This window comes from Saccharopolyspora erythraea (assembly GCF_018141105.1).
GTDB lineage: Bacteria > Actinomycetota > Actinomycetes > Mycobacteriales > Pseudonocardiaceae > Saccharopolyspora_D > Saccharopolyspora_D erythraea_A.
In genome coordinates, this window is sequence record NZ_CP054839.1 from 541,881 (window position 1) to 558,845 (window position 16,965).

Genomic DNA, 16,965 nt, shown 5'->3' on the forward strand with positions numbered 1-16,965 from the left:
CTGAAGGAGACCAACGTGTCCATCGCTCGTACCCTCGCCGGCGCGGTCGGCGCCGCGCTCGCCATGGCGACCTTCGCCGCGCCCGCCCAGGCCGCCGAGCCGACGCCCCCGCCGGACATGCGTCCGATGATCATCGACGGCTCCGAGGTGGACAGCGCGCCGTGGGCGGCGCGGCTGTTCGTCAACGGCCAGGAGAACTGCTCGGCCACGATCATCGCCCCCGAGTGGGTGCTGACCGCCCAGCACTGCGTCGACGGCGCGGGCGACGGCGTCAGCTTCAACATCGGCAACGTCGACCAGACCCAGGGTGAGAAGGCCAACGCCAAGCCGGGCGGCGTGCACGTGCACGACACCGCCGACCTCGCGCTGGTCAACATCGACCACGCCGTGCAGACCGAGTACGCGCCGCTGGGCTCGAGCGGCGACGTCAACGTCGGCGACACCGCCCAGACCTACGGCTGGGGTGCGACCTGCACCGACAAGCCCGAGATCCAGTGCCAGTCGCAGATCCTGAAGGTCGCCAACGTCAACGTGACCGACATCGCCTGCCAGGACTACCGCGGCGGCACCGCGGTCTGCGCGACCCGGGGCGACGGCATCCCGGCCGGCGGTGACTCCGGCGGCCCGATGTTCGCCAACAACGTGCAGGTGGGCGTGGCCTCGACCAGCGACCGCGCGCAGAACACCGCCTACACCAACATCACCGAGTACCGCGACTGGATCCAGCAGCTCGCCGGCGTCTGATCACGCCGAGTGTGAGTCGTATCGCCCGGACGCCCCGCGCCGCGTCCGGGCGATACCTGTATTTCCCAACGGGTTCACCTGAAGAGAGCACGAAGGCGCACGGCCGCATTTGATCGATTCGGACCGTGTCCGCCGACGTCCCCCGGATGGCGGGTTTGCGCAGGTCAGCAGCGGGGTAGCGGATTGATCCGGTATTAGCCAGCAGACTCTTATCATCAGCGCTGTTTATTTCGCAACAATCCTGTCGTGCTCGTCACGTGTAAAATCGCGTTGCGCCTGGTAGAGAGGCCAGGAAACGCGTGCGACCCTGACGCGTTACGGAGGTTCTGTTAAGTTGGCACAGCATGACCGGCGACAAACCGAGCCATAACAGCGCCGCACAGAATGGCGGAAGCGGTTCAGCCGGGCGGTTGGAGATCGACGCTCCGGTCGTCGCGGACGGCCCCGCACTCTACCGGATCACCCGTGATTCGGGAGTGCTCGACGTGAACTCGTCCTACTCGTATTTGTTGTGGTGTAGGGACTTCGCGCAGACCTCAGCGGTGGCGCGCGTCGACGGCGAGGTCGTGGGATTCGTGACCGGCTTCGTCCGGCCGGACGCCAGCGACACGATCGTGGTCTGGCAGATCGCCGTCGATGCCTCCCAGCGCGGTGGTGGCGTGGCGGGCAAGCTCCTGTCGCACCTGTTGGACCGGGTCGTGCCGCGAGGTGTCCGCTACCTGGAGACGACCATCACACCGGACAACACCGCATCGATCAAGTTGTTCTCCGCCCTGGCCAGGGACCGGGGAGCCGAGCTGGTGCGCAGCGAGCTGTTCACCGCCGAGCTGTTCCCCGACGCCCACCTGGGCGAGGACCTGTACCGAATCGGTCCCTTCGCGGCGGCTCCGGCCGCGGCGGGAGGGGCGTGAACGGCGCCACCACGCCGTGACCCTCATTGGTGGGAGAGATCTTGTTGCAGCCCGCGACCGCCGCAGGTGGCAGCACCGGTCCGGAGGTCACCCGCTTCCGGATGCGGTCGCAGGGCGCGAACGGAGGATCGTGAACAACATCTTCGAAAGTCTTGAGTCCGAGGTCCGCAGCTACTGCAGGACCTGGCCCGCGGTGTTCGACGTCGCCAAGGGCAGCTATCTCTACGGCGAGGACGGCACCCCCTACCTCGACTTCTTCGCGGGTGCCGGTGCGCTCAACTACGGGCACAACAACCCGGTCCTGAAGCGCAAACTGATCGAGTACATCGAGCGCGACGGCGTCACGCACGGACTCGACCAGGCCACCTCGGCCAAACGGCAGTTCCTGGAGACGCTCGACGAGAAACTGCTGAAACCGCGCGGTCTGGACTACAAGGTCCAGTTCCCCGGGCCGACCGGCACCAACTCGGTGGAGTCGGCGCTGAAACTGGTCCGCAAGATCACCGGACGCGAGTCGATCATCAGCTTCACCAACGCGTTCCACGGCATGACCCTGGGTTCGCTGTCGGTGACCGGCAACTCGATGAAGCGCGGCGGCGCGGGCATCCCGCTGGTGCACGCCACCCCGATGCCCTACGACGACTACTTCGACGGCCAGATCCCGGACTTTCTGTACTTCGAGCGGATGCTCGAGGACAGCGGCAGCGGCCTCAACGAGCCCGCCGCGGTGATCGTCGAGACGCTGCAGGGCGAGGGCGGCATCAACTCCTCGCGCCCCGAGTGGCTGCGCGGCCTCTACGACCTGTGCCAGAAGCACGGCATCCTGATGATCGTCGACGACGTGCAGATGGGCTGCGGCCGGACCGGCCCGTTCTTCAGCTTCGAGGAAGCCGGCATCCAGCCCGACATCGTCTGCCTGTCGAAGTCGATCGGCGGCTACGGCATGCCGCTGGCCCTGACGCTCATCAAGTCCGAGCACGACGTCTGGGACCCGGGCGAGCACAACGGCACCTTCCGCGGCAACAACCCCGCGTTCGTCACCGCGACCGAGGCCCTCAAGGAGTACTGGAGCGACGACCGGCTGGAGAAGTCGACGATCGCCAAGGGCGAGCGCGTCGGCGAGGTGCTGGAGGAGCTGGCCGCCAAGTACGACGGTGCGATGGCCAAGGGCCGCGGCCTGGCCAGGGGGCTGGGCTTCGAGGACCCCGAGATCGCGGGCAAGGTTTCCAAGGCCGCGTTCGACCGCAAGCTGATCCTGGAAACCTCCGGGCCGGACAGCGAGGTCATCAAGATCATGCCGCCGTTGACCATCTCGGATGACGAGCTCGAACAGGGGCTTCAGATCATCCGCGAATCCGTGCATTCTGTGCTGGCCTGATTCCAGCACTGCGCTTTTTCGAAGGAGGAGACTTGATCGTCCGTACTCTCGAGGAGATCGAGGACACCGACGCCGACATCAAGACCGAGAACTGGCGCAGCAAGCGCATCGTCCTGGCCAGGGAGAAGGTGGGCTTCTCGGTGCACGAGACCACCCTCTACGCCGGCACGGTGAACGACTTCTGGTACGCCAACCACATCGAAGCGGTGTTCGTGTTCGAGGGCGAGGGCGAGATCACCGACAAGGCGACCGGGGAGACCCACCAGCTCAAGCCGGGCTCGCTGTACCTGTTGAACAACCACGACAAGCACCAGGTCCGCCCGAAGACCGACATGCGGACCGTCTGCGTGTTCAACCCGCCCGTCACCGGGCGCGAGGTGCACGACGAGAACGGGGTGTACCCGGTCATCGTCGAGGAGGAAGAGGAAGCCGCGAGCTGACCTCGTAGCCGTCGTCGCCGGTGCGGTCACGGGCGGCAGGCATATTCGCCGCGGGCGGTGGGTAGTCCGGTGTAGACCGGCAATTACCCACCGCCCGCGTGCTGCACGGTCTTCCCGCTCGTGCGCGAGGGGGAACCTCTCTAACGAGGAACCGAGAAATGGCGACGGTGCCGCAGGCATCGATCGCTCCGGCGGGAATTCGCGAAGGAGGCGCAACTCATGACCGTTGCCGATCTGAGTACTCAGGACCGCTACCCGACCCGGGTGGCCTCCGAGCCGGCTCTGATCGAACGCCAGGACCCGACCGTGTGGCCGGGGGTCGAGTCAGGACCCGCCACGGCCGACGAACTGGCTGCTCACGATGCCAAGGGCTTCCACACCGTGGAGGGCCTGCTCTCACCCGCCGAGGTGCAGACCTACTGGCAAGAGCTGAACCGGCTCACCAACGACCCGAGGGTGCGCGCCGACGAGCGCACTGTCGTCGAGAAGCAGTCCAACGAGGTGCGCTCCATCTTCGAGGTGCACCGCACAAGCGATCTGATCGCCGAGCTGGTCAGCGACCCCAGGGTGCTCGACCGCGCTCGCCAGATCCTGGGCTCGGACGTCTACGTGCACCAGAGCCGCATCAACTACATGCCCGGTTTCCGGGGCAGCGGCTTCTACTGGCACTCGGACTTCGAGACCTGGCACGCCGAGGACGGCATGCCCGCGATGCGCGCGGTGAGCATGTCGATCGCGCTGACCGACAACTACCCCTTCAACGGCGGACTGATGATCATGCCGGGCGCCCACCGGACTTTCGTCTCCTGCGTCGGGGAGACGCCGGACGACAACTACAAGTCGTCGTTGAAGGAGCAGAAGGTCGGCGTGCCGGGCGAGCACGAGATCACCAAGCTCGGCTACGAGCACGGGATCGAGCAGTTCACCGGCCCCGCGGGGTCCGCGCTGTGGTTCGACTCCAATTCCATGCACGGGTCGGGCAACAACATCACCCCGTTCCCGCGTTCGAACATCTTCGTGGTGTTCAACAGCGTGGAGAACACGCTGGTGGAGCCGTTCGCCGCCGAGACCCGGCGGCCGGAGTTCGTCGCCGCGCGCGAGTTCACGCCGGTCCGCCGCTGAGCCGGCCGAGCGAGTCGAGGGGCGTCCCGCACGGGGCGCCCCTCGACTGCGCCGGGGCCGGGTTCGGTTTGCGGGGTGCGGCCGAGATCACTCGCCCCGACCGCCTGTTGTTCGCCACGTGTCCGAATATTGACGGCGTGTAGTCGATCTGGGATCTGAAAGGTTTTTGGTGCCCGCATTCGTGGGGTGGGTGCTGGCAATCGATTACGCACTGTGGTTCAGTGTGCGGTACCGCGAACGTTCTCGATCCAGTGTGATCGGCAACGTTCGTCCTCGGGGGCGAAGCGATGTCCGGCGCTCGTCGAGCCGGGGTGGCCTGCCGCAACGCGTTCGGCAGGAGCCCCTGTCGACGGGCGAGTGGAAGGAGTCGCGTAGTGGCCCGTAGGAAGCACGCAAGGGCGAACCGGAAGCGGGTTCGGCGCGCGAACAAGCGCCCGGACCGCCGGATGGCAGGCCGGGCGCTCTTCGTGTTGGTGCGGATCACGTTGTGGCTGGTCATGCTGCACGACGACCACAACTGATCCGGTCCCGGCCGGGTGGGAGTGCCAGCTCCTGCCCGGCCTTTCCTGTTCTGCGCACCGTGCACGTGCAGCCACGCAGCGTGTGCCCGTGCCGACTGTGCGCGTCGAGGCTAGCCGATCGACAGGCGGAAATGCACCCGAAACCGGGTTTTGAAGTACGTGCGTCTTGTTACAGCGAGCGCGATGCCCTCTGCGGGCCGGACACCGGCGGCGGTACCGGCATCGGCCGGGCAACCGCGCGGGCGTTCGCCGACGACGGTGCTGGTCTCTCGCGGCCGCGCGCGGCGTGTCCATATTGGACTAGCCGCCGGTAGTCCGCGGTTCCTCTCCCGCGTCCCGGGATGCGGCGGTGGGCCTAACCCAGCCCCAGGTAGCGGCGTTCGTTGAACTTCTCCCCGGAGCAGGAGCCGCCGAGGTCGTGGCCGATGCGCTCGATGACGTCGGCCAGCTCGAGCCGTCCCAGCCAAGCGCGCGGCAGCACCTCGGTGCCGTGCCGGGCGCCGAGCAGGGCGCCGGTGATCGCCGCGGTGGAGTCGCTGTGCCCGGAGTGGTTCGCCGCCAGCCGGACCGCGTCGGCGAACTGCTCCGGCTTGGGCAGCGCGAGCGCGCAGTAGACGCCGATGGCCAGCGCCTCCGGGCCGATCCAGCCCTGGCCGAGCCGTTCGATGTGTCCCACGCTCGCACCGAGCCGCGCCAGCGTCGACGCCTCCGCCAGCGCCACCGCGGTCTCGCCGTCGTCGCGCAGCACCCGGCCGGTGGCCTGGTCGACGGCAGCCGGCAGCCGCCGTCCCTGCACCGCGACCAGGTGTACGACCAGCGCCATCGCGCCCGCCGACGCCCAGCCGCCCGGGCCGCCGTGGGTGAGCGCGGCGCACTGGCAGCCGAGCTGGTAGGCCATCTCCGCGGTCGGCGCGAAGCCGATCGGTGCGCTGCGGTCCACGCCGCCGCAGCCCTTGGAGCTGTTGCGCGGGCGGTCGGGCGAACCCAGCTCCGGTTCGCCGAGGGCGCGCAGGCTGGTCAGCCCCGGCGCGCGGTTGGAGTACAGCTCGGTCTCGGCCAGCAGGCCGGTGGCGCCGGGCTGCGGCTTGTCCTCCTGCTGCGTGATCAGCCACCGCCGGTAGGCGTTGGCGACCGACTCGACCGGCCGCCACGGTCCGCCGTTGTTCCCGCTGGTCCAGGCGTGCAGGTAGCCCTCGCCGCTGAACAACGACATCTGGGTCGCATCGCCCAGCAGCGCCTGCGGCGGCGGTTCGGTGATGCCGTGCTCGCCGTACTCGGCCCGGATGTCGGGCAGCTGGCGGAACTCCACGGGCGAGCCGAGCGAGTCGCCGAGCGCGCCTCCGAGCAGGCAGCCCACGGCGCGGTCGACCACTGTGGACGATGGGGGCACGGCGTCTGCTCCTTCCACAGTGGTCCTCGTTCGGGTGGTCGACGGTCGCCACGACTCTACTGGGCGTGACGAGTGCCGGGGAGAGATCGGGTCAATCGACGCATCCGGCAGCGGAATCCGGCGTACCTCCATTGGGGTGAACAACGGGCCGGGTGCCGCACCGGCCGCAGGTCCGGCTCGTTACCGTGTGTCGGCTTGTCCGGGGGTGTGGACGACCGCCGCCCGGTGGCCGAAACTGTCCGCGACCGCAAAACGTGAGCACGAATCGGATTTCGGGAAGTATGTCACCGCAGGAAGGCCCGGCGGGCGCGCCGATCACGGGCTTCGAGTTCCGGGTGCTCGGCCCGCTGGAGGTCTTGGCCGACGGTGAGCTGATCCCGATCGGCAGCTCGAGCGTGCGCGGAATCCTTGCCTGCCTGCTGCTGGAACCGAACCAGATCGTGCCCATGGACCGGCTCATCGACACCCTGTGGGCCGACGACCCGCCCGCCAGCGCGCGCACCATCATCCACGGCTACATCTCCCGGCTGCGCAAGCTCTTCGCCGGAACCGCGGGCGACGGCGGCGGCAACCCGGAGATCGTCACCAGGCCCCCCGGCTACGTGCTGCAGATCGACGCCGACCGCGTCGACGCGCACCGCGCCCGCGCGCTGGTGAACCACGCCTACGGGCTGGAGCCCGGCGAGCGCTCGCAGGTCCTGACCGAGGCGCTGCGGCTGTGGCGCGGTCCGGTCCTCGCAGACATCTCCGCCAGCCCCCTGCACCGGATGGTCGGACCGAACCTGGACGAGCTCCGGCTGCTGGCGCTGGAGGAGCGCGTCGCCGCCGACCTCGACATGGGCCGCCACCACCACCTGGTCGTCGAACTGTCCACATTGGTCGAGCAGTACCCGCTGCGGGAGCGCCTGACCGGTCAGCTGATGCTCGCCAGCTACCGCGCTGGGCACCGGGCCGAGGCGCAGGCCCGCTACCACGTGCTGCGCCAGCGGCTGTCCGGCGAGCTCGGCATCGACCCGGGGCCGGAGCTGCGCAACCTCTACGAACGCCTGCTGCGCGACGACGACACGCTGCTGAGCCCGCAGCAACGCCAGACCGCGACCGGGACGGCGCAGGTGCGGGCCGGACGCCCGATCCCGGCCGAGCTGCCGCCCGCCGTCGTCGGTTTCGTCGGCCGCGACCGCGAGTTCGCGGCGCTGGACCGGCTGCTGGCGCAACGGGAACGCGGCTCGGCCAACGCGCTCGCGGTGCTGACCGGCACGGCAGGCGTCGGCAAGAGCGCGCTCGCCGTGACGTGGGCGCACCGGGTCGCGCGCAGCTTCCCAGACGGGCAGCTCTACGCGTCGCTGCGCGGTTTCGACTCCGACCGCGCACCGCTGGCCCCCGGCGAGGCGCTGACCAGCATGCTCAAGACGCTGGGCGTGGCCGCCGACGCGATCCCGGTGGATCTCGACGACCGCACCGCCCTCTACCGGTCGCTGCTGGCCGACCGCCGCGTGCTGGTGCTGCTGGACAACGCGCGGGACTCCGAGCAGGTGCGCCCGCTGCTGCCGGGAAACTCCGAGTCGCTGGTGCTGGTGACCAGCAGGCGGCGCCTCGACGGGCTCGTGGTGCGCAGCGGCGCCTACGTCCTGCCGCTGGAGACGCTGCCGACCGAGACCGCGGTCGAGCTGCTCGACCGCGCCGGAACGCCTGGCAAGTCGGCGTCGGAGCCGATGGCCGCCCGCGAGCTCGCCGAGCTCTGCGGCGGCCTGCCGCTGGCGCTGCGCATCGCCGCGGCGCGGCTGGCCGCCAACCCCGCGCGGGGCGTGGCCGACCTGGTCCACGAGCTGACCGACGAGCGCAACCGGCTGCACGCGCTGGACATCGACGACGCCGACACCAGCGTCCGGCGCGCCTTCGACATCTCCTACCGCAACCTGCACCCCGTCCACGCCTCGACCTTCCGGCTGCTCGGGCTGATCCCGGGCCACACCTTCACCGGGCACGCGGTCGCGGCGCTGTGCGGCACCGACCCGCCGAGCGCACGCCGGCGACTCCGCGCGCTCGCGCTGGCGCACCTGATCACCGAACCCGGCTCGGACCGCTTCGGCATGCACGACCTGCTGCGCGTCTACGCCCGTGACCTCCTCGGCGCCCCCGACGGGCAGCAAACGATTTCCCGCGGGGAGCTCTCGCCCGACGACGACGCGGCGCTGCGCAGGCTGCTGCACTACTACCTGGTCACCGCCGACCACGCGCGCCGCTTCCTGCGTCCCGCCCGCGACGAGCTCGACTTCTCCGGCGACGACACGCCGCGTCCGGAGATCACCGGGCGGGCCGAGGCGCTGGAGTGGTTCGACGCGGAGTGGTCGAACCTGGTGGCCGCCGTCCGCGTCGCCAACGGCGAGGGCATGCACGAGCTGGCGTGGCCGCTGGCCCGGCTCCAGTTCAACTACCTCATGGTGCGCTGCCCGTGGGAGGACTGGGTCCAGATCTACAGCGACGGCCTGGACTCGGCCAGGGCGGTCGGCGACGGCGTCGGCAAGCTGCTGATGTCGGCCGGGCTCGGAGTGGCCTACTCGCGGTCCGGGCAGCCGGAGGCGGCGCTGACGCACTACGCCGAGTCCCACGCCGAGGCCCAGTCCACCGGCGATCCCGCGCTGCTGGCGCTCACCCAGGTCAACATGGGCGCGGTGCTGTTCCGCCTCGGCCGCTACGACGAGGCGCAGGTGCACTGCCGCGAGGCGTTGCAGGCCTACCGCACGCTCGGCGACCGCTACCGCGAAGCAGGCGCGCTGAACAACCTGGCGCAGGTCGAGCAGGTCAACGGCAACCTGGAGGAGGCGCTGGCGCACCTGCGCGAGGCCGAGGCGATGTACCGGGAGGCCGACGACCTGGAGACGCTGGCGATGGTGCTGAACAACTGCGGCGAGGTCAGCATCGAGCTCGGCAGGGTCGAGGAGGGCGAGCGCTACCACCACGAGGCGCTCGACGTCGCGCAGCGCTGCGGGTCGCTGGAGCGGCAGGCCGCCGCCTACCGGGGACTCGGCGAGGCCGCCTGCTCGCGCGGTGACCGATCGGTCGCGCGGACCAGGTGGGAGACCGCGCTGACGATCTTCGAGACGGTCGGCTCGCACCGCGCCGAGGAGGTCCGCGAGCGTCTCCGCAATTTGCCAACAACTTCCTGAGTTGGTGAATCCGCTGGTCAGCGCCGGGTTTTCGGGAGCGTTTAGCGAGCGTCTAGTCCCCGCATAGTGGGGTCCGGCAATCTTCGTGGTGTCCGGATCAGCCGTGCATGGTCCGGACGACGGGCGGCTCTGGGGGAAGTCAGGGGGGATTTGTCGCCCGGTCGTCCCGGCCTGCGCTCACTCGCGTGGGAGTAGGTCGGGGCGACCGCAAGGGGGGAGGGCATTCGGGAACTGGACCCTCCCGAATGGACGTGGGGGTACGTGCGGGCCCGTGGCCAAGGGGTGGGTGTTGTCGGCCAGGGGCCCGCACTTCGTCTTTTCCGGACCGGTGCGGGGCTTTCCGCCGGTTTCATGATCCCGGTGGTCCGTGGCCTGGCCGGTGGTCCCGTCCGAGGCCCGGGTCGCTGTCCTGGCTGGTGATCCCGGCCGGGGCCGGGTCGTTGTCCGGGCCGGTGGTCGCAGGCCGGTGGTGGTCGGCCGAGCCGGCGTCTTCCGGTTGTTCGGTCCTTCGCGACGCCGACTCGGTCCCGCTCAGCAGCGTTCCGCTTCGGACGATGCGGCCGGTGCCGAGGACTGCGCACCGCACAGCCGCTCCAGCTTCGGGCGCTTCGGGGCTCGGCCGTCGCCGCTGGACTGCCCGCGCAGGCGGCGGCCGATCCACGGCGCCAGGTACTCGCGGGCCCACTGGATGTCCTGGATCCGCTGCGTGCGCCACGACTGCTCCGGCCGCGGCGGCCACGGCTCCCGCCAGTCCTCGGCCACCGGCAGGCCGAGCGCCTCGGCCGCCCGCAGCGCGACTCTGCGATGCCCTTCCGGCGACAGGTGCAGCCGGTCCGCGCTCCAGGCCCGGGGGTCCTGCAGCACCTGCATCGACCAGAGGTCGATCACCCGGCAGTCGTACTTGTCGGCGATGGCGCGCAGGTGCGAGTTGTAGGTCCCGATCTTGCCGCGCACGTGCTTGAGCACCGGGGTGTCGCGGGTGTCGAACCCGGTGCCGATCAGAAGCCGCGCGCCGGTGGCCGACAGCTCGGCGACGGCGGACTCGAACAGCTCGGCCACCGCGTCCGGGTCGCTGCCCGGGCGGATGATGTCGTTGCCGCCCGCGGTGAACGAGACCAGGCCGGGGCGCAGCTCGATCGCCTCTGGCACCTGGTCGTCGACGATCTGGCGGATCAGCTTTCCGCGAACGGCGAGGTTGGCGTAGCGCAGCCCCGGATTCCGGACCGCCAGGCGCTCGGCGAGGCGGTCGGCCCATCCGCGGTAGCCGCCGTCCGGCCGGGCGTCCTCCATCCCCTCGGTGAAGCTGTCGCCCAGTGCGACGTAGCTCTCCAGGCTCGTCGCGTCGACGGCGCTCGACTGCTCCCATCCACCCATCGAACTTTTCCCTTCCGCACACCCCGTGGTGAACAACGGACCCACACTGTCGCGTCCGGAACGACCTACGCCACCGAAGGTTGTGCTCGAGTGACTAACGGCACTCGTTCGTCTAGTAAATATTGTCCGGATTGTGAACTTGCTGACCCGGGGTTCGCAGGCAGCGGCTTTTCCGGGCCGTGCGGAGGAAATCGGTCGTCCGGGCCGCTGGTTGCAGGGGTACCGGCGAGTACGGTTCTCGCTCTTCGGAGAAACCCCGAAAACGGTGATCCGGGGCTGCTACTGTCCTTCGGCGGTAACGAAAGCAACGAGGGGGCTCGTGATGTCGCGATCAACGCACGTGGCTGGCAGACGCTCGGCGGGTGAGGTTCCGCGGGCGGATCGCGTGATCACGGTCGTCTGAGTGGGGAACGACGACATGCTCGCTTGCGTCGGTATGGGTGGCTGCGCCGAAGGGGTGACCTCGGCCAACGTACCCGTCCAAAGCGAAGACCTGGGGGAATCGTGACGTCACCGCAGAATCCGGCGAATCCGCCGGGGCCGGCGGGTTTCGAGTCGGCGGGACGTCCTCCGGGGCGCCCAGAGCCCGGCAGGCACAACGACGTCCCGATGCGCGGCACGCTGCCCGGCGAGCCCCCGCGCGGTGGTGAGCCCCCGCGTGGCCCGATGCCGCCCGAGGCGCCGCGTGGTGCTGCGCCCGGCGAACCTCCGCGTGGTGCTGCGCCCGGCGAGGCCGGTCCGCCGCCGGGTGCGCCCCGGCCGCCGCGGCCGGCGCCCCGGCCGATGCGGTTCGACCTGCGGTCGGAGTTCGCCGCCCTGGCGGCCGAACCGCACCCGTTCGCGTTCTGGGAGCGCAGCGAGCACCTCGCGGAGCGCTTCGAGCACGAGCAGCGCAGGCAGGGCCAGCCCGGCAGGCCCGCGCCCGGACCGGACCGCCCGGAACCGGCCGCCCGGCCAGGCGGCTCGGCGTTGTCCGGCGACCTGGGGCCGTCGGCCGAGGCCGCCGCGCGCCCGTCCGCGCCCGAGCGCCGCGCGACCACGGAGCTTTCGGGTTCCCTCGACGCGGACCTGCCCGACGAAGCCCTACAGAACCCGTTCGCCCCGCCTCCCGCCCCGCCAGGTCCGCCGAGCGGGCCGTTGCCGGTGGGTGACCTGGCCGACGGTCCGCTCGGCCATGGTGGCCCCGCGAGTGGCCCGCAGCCCGCCGTTGATCCCGGTGATGGTCCGCGCGGTCACGGTGGCCCGCCGAGCGGGCCACAGCCGGTCGTCGATCCCGGCGACGGTCTTCGCGGCCATGGTGGCCCGCCGAGCGGCCCACAGCCTGCCGTCGACGGGCCCGAGGGCCCGCGCGGCCACTTGAACGCCCCTCATGCGGCCGCTGATCCGGTCGGTCCGCCGAGCGGTCCGCAGCCCGTGGCCGACCTCGGCGAGGGCCCGCGGGGCCACGGTGGTCCACCTCCCGCGAGCGAGTTCGGCGACGCCGCGGGCAGCGGGCCCGAGCGTGGCGCACCCGCCGTCGACGGCCCCAGGGCCGCGGCGGCGCCCGCGGGCCCCGCGCCCGCCCGCGTCCGGCCGACCGCGGCCGCCGCAGATGCCACCGCCTCCGGCGGCTTACGGCCCGCCGTCCCCGCCGGAGGGCATCCCGGCGCCTTCGGCCGCCGGTCCGCCCCCGGACGGCCCACCGCCGCGCCCCGGCGCGCCGATGCCGCCGCCTCCGGCGGCTTACGGCCCGCCGTCGCCGCCCGAGGGCATCCCCGCGCCTCCGGCCGCGGGTCCGCCCTCGCCGCCGGAAGGCATCCCAGCGCCTCCGGCGCCCGAAGGCTTCCACTCCTCGGGTCCGCCTCCGGCGCCCGAAGGCTTCCACTCCTCGGGTCCGCCTCCGGCGCCCGAAGGCTTCCACTCCTCGGGTCCGGCTTCGCCGCCCGAGGGCGTCCCGCAGATGCCGCCGCCTCCGGCGGCCGGGCCCGGCGACGTGTCCGGTCCGCCGTCCGCGCCGGAGGGCATCCCGCAGATGCCGCCCGCGCCGGAAGCGCCGCAGGGTCCGCCATCGGGACCGCAGTCCGCTCCGCCGCCGGGGCCGCAGTCGGCAACCGGCCCCGCATCGGGCCAGCAGTCGCCGTCGGGTCCGCCCTCCGGACCGCAGCCGGTCTCCGGTCCGTCGTCGGCGCCGCAGGCTCCGGACGGTGCCGGGCACCGTCCGCCCACACCCGCCGAAGGCATGCCTCCGCCGCCACCGGCAGGCGGACCGCCCGTGGACGGGCGGCCGCCGCGCGGTCCCCAGGGCATGCCGCCCGCCCCGATGCCGCACGGCTCGCAGCCGCCGCAACCGCAGCGACCGCCGCAGGGCCCGCCGCGTCCGGGCGGACCGGCGTCGCGGCCGGAGGGCATGCCGATGCAGCCTCCGCCCGGCGAAGGGCCCCCGCCCCGCCAGCAGGGGCCAGGCCCGCAGCAACCGGGCCCTGCCCAGCAGCCCGGCCACGGCCAGCAACCGCCGGGCCAGGGCCAGCAGCAGCCGCCTGCCAAGCCCGCGCAGAAGCCGGCGCCCAGACCGCCGAAGGCGACGGCTCGTGCCGACGGCGGGTTCGGCCCGATGGGCTCCGGCGGCTGGCAGCAGTCGTCGAGGGGGTCGAACTACGACCGAAGCCCGACCAAGTGGGGCGCCGAAGAGGTGAAGGACGAGTACCGCGACGCCGAGTACCGCGCGCCGAGGCAGGGCGAGACGGGCGACGCGCCGCAGTTCCTCATCGAGGCCGACGACCTCTACGACGAGGACTACGGCGAGAGCAGGCTCGTCGCCCCGCCGGTCCTCGGTGAGGCCCCTTCTAGCTACCGGGACTTCTGATGGTCGAGACGATCGCACTGCCCGTCCACGCGGCGGACGTGCTCGGTGAGCAGCTGGACCTCAACGTCCGGCAGTACCCGTTCGAGATCCCCAGGCTCGGGGAGTCGCCGGAGGACCGGGAGCGGATCACCAACCAGATCTGGGGCGAGCTGGAGTCGGCCGGGCTGGCCAGGTCCGGGCGTCCGGAGCCGGAGGTCGAGGACGCGCTGTACCTGCTGTCGACGTCCGAGGTGTCGATCGCGGCCGCGGGCCTGCTCGACCTGCGTTCCGGGCAGCGGCTCGCCGCCCGCGTCGTGGCGACCGGCGAGGTCGGCGTCGTGGGCGCGGTCGAGGGCCGGGTGCTGCGGATGAGCTTCATGGCCCCCGACGACCTGCCCCGCGCGTGCGTCGACCTGCTGCCGGACGCCCCGCCCGGTCAGGGGGAGCCCGTGCACGCCTCGGCCGACCGCTCGAACGGCCCGCCGCAGGACGCCGACATCGAGGGCCTGCGCGAGCTGGAGGCGGTCACCAACCGCCAGAAGTTCCGCCTCGGCCACTTCGTGGTGACCAGCACCGACCGGCGCGGCCGCCGGGGCAGGTTGCCCGCCCTGAACTGGTTCGACACCGACCGCGGCCGCTACACGCTGGTCGGCGAGCGCGCCGACGGTCACGACGTGATCACCTGCGGGCCCGCCGACAAGCAGCGCATCGCGGCCCAGGTGCACGCCATGCTGGAGCGGACCCGCGACTGAGCGGCGGCGCGCCGTGATCCCAACGAGTCACGGGCCACCGGGTGCGTGCACTCGGACCGGCGGGTAAGGCACGCTTAAGTCGTGACCGACGATCGGCAGACCGACACGGCCCCGGCGCCAGAGGCGGACCGGGACTCGTTGATGCGGCTTCTCGGCGGGCGGACGACGGCGATCGACGCGAGCCTGCCCCCGGTGGTGTTCGGGCTGGCCTGGTTCGTCTTCGGCGAGTCCATCGCAGCCGGTGGCGCGGCGGCGGTCGTGGTCGGCGCGGTGATCGCGGCCTGGCGGCTGCGCAAGGGCGACCGCCCGGTCGCGGTGCTGGTCAGCCTGCTCGCGGTGAGTTTCGGCGCGATCATCGCCCTGCACACCGGGCACGCCGCGGACTTCTTCCTGATCCGCCTGGTCACCAACGCCGCCAGCGGCCTGGTGTGGGTGGTCAGCATCGTGGTGCGCTGGCCGCTGCTGGGCGTCGTCGTGGGCACCGTGCTCGGCCAGGGCCGCAGGTGGCGGCGCGACCCGGCGTTGCTGCGCGCCTACGGCCGGGCGAGCTGGGTGTGGGTCTGCCAGTACCTGGTGCGGCTGGTGGTGTTGATCCCGTTGTGGACGGCCAACGCCGTCGTGGCGCTCAGCGTCGCGCAGGTGGTCCTGACCTGGCCGCTGGTGGCCGTGTGCGTGGCGGTGAGCTGGTGGGTCCTGCGCCGCGCGCTCCCCGAGGACCACCCCGGTCTGCGGCACCCGCAGGGCGCGTAGCCCGCAAGCGCGGCACCGCTTCGAACGAGCGTCACCACTTGGGGTGATCCACGGTGAACGGCTCGCGCGGCGGGGCGAGGATCGGCACGGATCTTCTTCCCGCTCCGGCGATCTTCGAAAGGGCAGCGCGTGGCCAACATCCCGGATTACCTGAAGTACACCAAGGACCACGAATGGGTCGAGGAGCGTTCCTCCGGCACCGTCAGGATCGGCATCACCGACCAGGCGCAGCGGGAGCTCGGTGACATCGTCTTCGTGGAGCTGCCGCAGACAGGCCAGCACTACAGCTCCGCCGATGCGCTCGGCAGCGTGGAGTCGGTCAAGGCGGTCGCTGAGTTCTTCGCACCGCTGGGTGGCGAGGTCGTGGAGGTGAACAGCCAGGTGACCGACGAGCCGGAGCTGGTGAACACCGATCCCTACGGTGACGGCTGGTTCGTCACGCTCAAGGTCACCGACCGGTCCGAGCTGGACGCCCTGATGTCCGCGAAGCAGTACGAGGAGTTCATCTCCGAAGCGAACGAGTAACCGCGGCGCGATGCCGCGGTCGTCAGCCCTGCGCGCCGAGGAACTGCTTGTGCAGCGTCGGGAGGTCGGCGGGTGCGGCCAGCTCGACCGCTGCGAGCCACGCCGCGCCCGCCGCGCCGGGGCCCGCGGTGCGGGGCTCGGCGCCGAAGCGCTCGGCGAGTTCCGCGCGGAGCGCGTCGCCGACGGGGTTGCCCGTGCCGACGAGACCGCCGGCCAGCACGATCGGACTCGTGTCGCCGGGCGGTCTGGTGATGGACGCGGTCTCGGCGAGCAGCCGCGCCGCGTTCCGGACGATCGCGGTCGCCGCCTCGTCGCCGCTCCCGGCGGCCCCGGTCACCAGCGGGGCGAGCTCGGCCAGCCGGATCGGCGGCGCGGAGTTCACCGCGGTGATCAGCCGGTTGCGCAAGGCCGGTGGCTCGGCGCGGGGCTCGCCGACCAGCTCGTCCAGCACGGCCGTGACCAGATCGCCGTCGGTTCGCCCGAGGTCGAGGGCATGCAGTGTCGCGCGGACCGCTTCGCGCCCCAGCCAGAAAGCCGAGCCCTCGTCGCCCAGCAGCCAGCCGTGCCCGCCCGCGCTGGCGACCAGCCGGTGGTCCTCGATCCGCGCGGCGACCGACCCCGTACCCGCGATCACCACCGTGCCGCCCGGCTCGGGCGTGCCCGCGGCGAAGGCCACCTCGACGTCGCCGACCACCCGCATCGGGCAGGTCAGGCCGAGCGCGGACCACTCGCCCCGGAACAGCTCCGCCACCGCCGGATCGGTCATCTTGCTCGCCCCGGCCATGCCCAGCACGCCGGCCCGCACCGCTGCCGGTTCGAGGCCGCGGAGCGCGTCGGCGGCTGCGGCGGCGACCTGCGCGGCGGCCCGCTCCGGCGGGTGCGAGTTCGGGTTGCCGCCACCGGCCGAACCGGTGCCGAGGGTGCGGCCGGACAGGTCGCCGACCAGCGCGCGGCTGGAGGTCCCGCCGATGTCCAGGCCGAGGACGAGCACCGGTTCTTGGCTGCGCATGCGCTCTTTGTACCCGCTTCGACACGGAAAGTGGCCTCGGATGTCGGAAACCAGCCGGGTC

At 71.6% G+C, this 16,965-nt stretch carries 15 protein-coding genes; 11 read left to right on the forward strand and 4 right to left on the reverse strand.

Annotation, left to right across the window (positions count from 1 at the left end; all coding sequences use genetic code 11):
• Positions 1-15 precede the first annotated feature (15 nt).
• The 6 genes from HUO13_RS02595 to HUO13_RS02620 all read left to right on the forward strand — a co-directional run bounded on the left by HUO13_RS02595 (position 16) and on the right by HUO13_RS02620 (position 5,116).
• Positions 16-744 carry a S1 family peptidase gene (locus HUO13_RS02595; protein WP_211899906.1) on the forward strand — a complete coding sequence of 243 codons (729 nt, stop codon included), beginning with the start codon at positions 16-18 and terminating at the stop codon, positions 742-744.
• Positions 745-1,154: 410 nt separating this feature from the next.
• Positions 1,155-1,655: a diaminobutyrate acetyltransferase gene (ectA, locus tag HUO13_RS02600; RefSeq protein ID WP_211899907.1), complete on the forward strand. Its 501-nt coding sequence runs from the start codon at positions 1,155-1,157 to the stop codon at positions 1,653-1,655.
• Between the two features lie 130 nt (positions 1,656-1,785).
• Entirely contained in the window at positions 1,786-3,033 is a 1,248-nt protein-coding gene (ectB, locus tag HUO13_RS02605) for a diaminobutyrate--2-oxoglutarate transaminase (protein ID WP_211899908.1), read from the forward strand.
• Between the two features lie 32 nt (positions 3,034-3,065).
• A complete protein-coding gene (locus tag HUO13_RS02610) occupies positions 3,066-3,473 on the forward strand; it encodes an ectoine synthase (RefSeq protein WP_211899909.1) in 408 nt (135 codons plus the stop codon).
• Positions 3,474-3,692: 219 nt separating this feature from the next.
• Positions 3,693-4,595, forward strand: coding sequence for an ectoine hydroxylase (gene thpD / locus HUO13_RS02615; RefSeq protein ID WP_211899910.1), 903 nt, complete (start codon positions 3,693-3,695; stop codon positions 4,593-4,595).
• A 374-nt stretch (positions 4,596-4,969) separates the two neighbouring features.
• Positions 4,970-5,116 carry a hypothetical protein gene (locus HUO13_RS02620; protein WP_211899911.1) on the forward strand — a complete coding sequence of 49 codons (147 nt, stop codon included), beginning with the start codon at positions 4,970-4,972 and terminating at the stop codon, positions 5,114-5,116.
• 355 nt (positions 5,117-5,471) lie between these two features.
• On the opposite strand, the gene HUO13_RS02625 is transcribed toward HUO13_RS02620, so the two are convergent.
• A complete protein-coding gene (locus HUO13_RS02625) occupies positions 5,472-6,506 on the reverse strand; it encodes an ADP-ribosylglycohydrolase family protein (RefSeq protein WP_211899912.1) in 1,035 nt (344 codons plus the stop codon).
• Between the two features lie 281 nt (positions 6,507-6,787).
• Here HUO13_RS02625 and HUO13_RS02630 point away from each other — a divergent pair, with 281 nt between their 5' ends.
• Positions 6,788-9,673 carry an AfsR/SARP family transcriptional regulator gene (locus HUO13_RS02630; protein ID WP_211899913.1) on the forward strand — a complete coding sequence of 962 codons (2,886 nt, stop codon included), beginning with the start codon at positions 6,788-6,790 and terminating at the stop codon, positions 9,671-9,673.
• 531 nt (positions 9,674-10,204) lie between these two features.
• Here the strand turns inward: HUO13_RS02630 and HUO13_RS02635 are convergent.
• Positions 10,205-11,047, reverse strand: coding sequence for an SGNH/GDSL hydrolase family protein (locus tag HUO13_RS02635; RefSeq protein WP_211899914.1), 843 nt, complete (start codon positions 11,045-11,047; stop codon positions 10,205-10,207).
• A gap of 1,083 nt (positions 11,048-12,130) precedes the next feature.
• Complete coding sequence (locus tag HUO13_RS02640; protein WP_211899915.1) at positions 12,131-12,493, reverse strand: hypothetical protein; 363 nt, start codon at positions 12,491-12,493, stop codon at positions 12,131-12,133.
• A 1,144-nt stretch (positions 12,494-13,637) separates the two neighbouring features.
• Between HUO13_RS02640 and HUO13_RS02645 the strand changes: the two genes are divergently transcribed.
• The 4 genes from HUO13_RS02645 (at position 13,638) to gcvH (ending at position 15,895) form a co-directional block, all read left to right on the forward strand.
• Positions 13,638-13,889, forward strand: a complete 252-nt coding sequence (locus HUO13_RS02645; protein ID WP_211899916.1) for a hypothetical protein — start codon at positions 13,638-13,640, stop codon at positions 13,887-13,889.
• Entirely contained in the window at positions 13,889-14,620 is a 732-nt protein-coding gene (locus HUO13_RS02650; RefSeq protein WP_211899917.1) for an ESX secretion-associated protein EspG, read from the forward strand. Before HUO13_RS02645 ends, HUO13_RS02650 begins: the two co-directional genes overlap by 1 nt.
• Positions 14,621-14,701: 81 nt before the next feature.
• Positions 14,702-15,370, forward strand: coding sequence for a DUF3159 domain-containing protein (locus HUO13_RS02655; protein WP_432757819.1), 669 nt, complete (start codon positions 14,702-14,704; stop codon positions 15,368-15,370).
• 129 nt (positions 15,371-15,499) lie between these two features.
• Entirely contained in the window at positions 15,500-15,895 is a 396-nt protein-coding gene (gene gcvH, locus HUO13_RS02660) for a glycine cleavage system protein GcvH (RefSeq protein WP_211899918.1), read from the forward strand.
• 22 nt (positions 15,896-15,917) lie between these two features.
• Here gcvH and HUO13_RS02665 read toward each other — a convergent pair whose 3' ends face one another.
• Positions 15,918-16,904, reverse strand: a complete 987-nt coding sequence (locus tag HUO13_RS02665) for an N-acetylglucosamine kinase (protein ID WP_211899919.1) — start codon at positions 16,902-16,904, stop codon at positions 15,918-15,920.
• Positions 16,905-16,965 lie beyond the last annotated feature (61 nt).

Excerpts from the sequence above, each read along its gene's own strand:
- HUO13_RS02635 (WP_211899914.1), bottom strand. The coding sequence starts at position 11,047 with ATGGGTGGATGGGAGCAGTCGAGCGCCGTCGACGCGACGAGCCTGGAG.
- HUO13_RS02645 (WP_211899916.1), top strand. The coding sequence starts at position 13,638 with ATGGGCTCCGGCGGCTGGCAGCAGTCGTCGAGGGGGTCGAACTACGAC.
- HUO13_RS02665 (WP_211899919.1), bottom strand. The coding sequence starts at position 16,904 with ATGCGCAGCCAAGAACCGGTGCTCGTCCTCGGCCTGGACATCGGCGGG.
- thpD (WP_211899910.1), top strand. The coding sequence starts at position 3,693 with ATGACCGTTGCCGATCTGAGTACTCAGGACCGCTACCCGACCCGGGTG.
- HUO13_RS02650 (WP_211899917.1), top strand. The coding sequence starts at position 13,889 with ATGGTCGAGACGATCGCACTGCCCGTCCACGCGGCGGACGTGCTCGGT.
- HUO13_RS02630 (WP_211899913.1), top strand. The coding sequence starts at position 6,788 with ATGTCACCGCAGGAAGGCCCGGCGGGCGCGCCGATCACGGGCTTCGAG.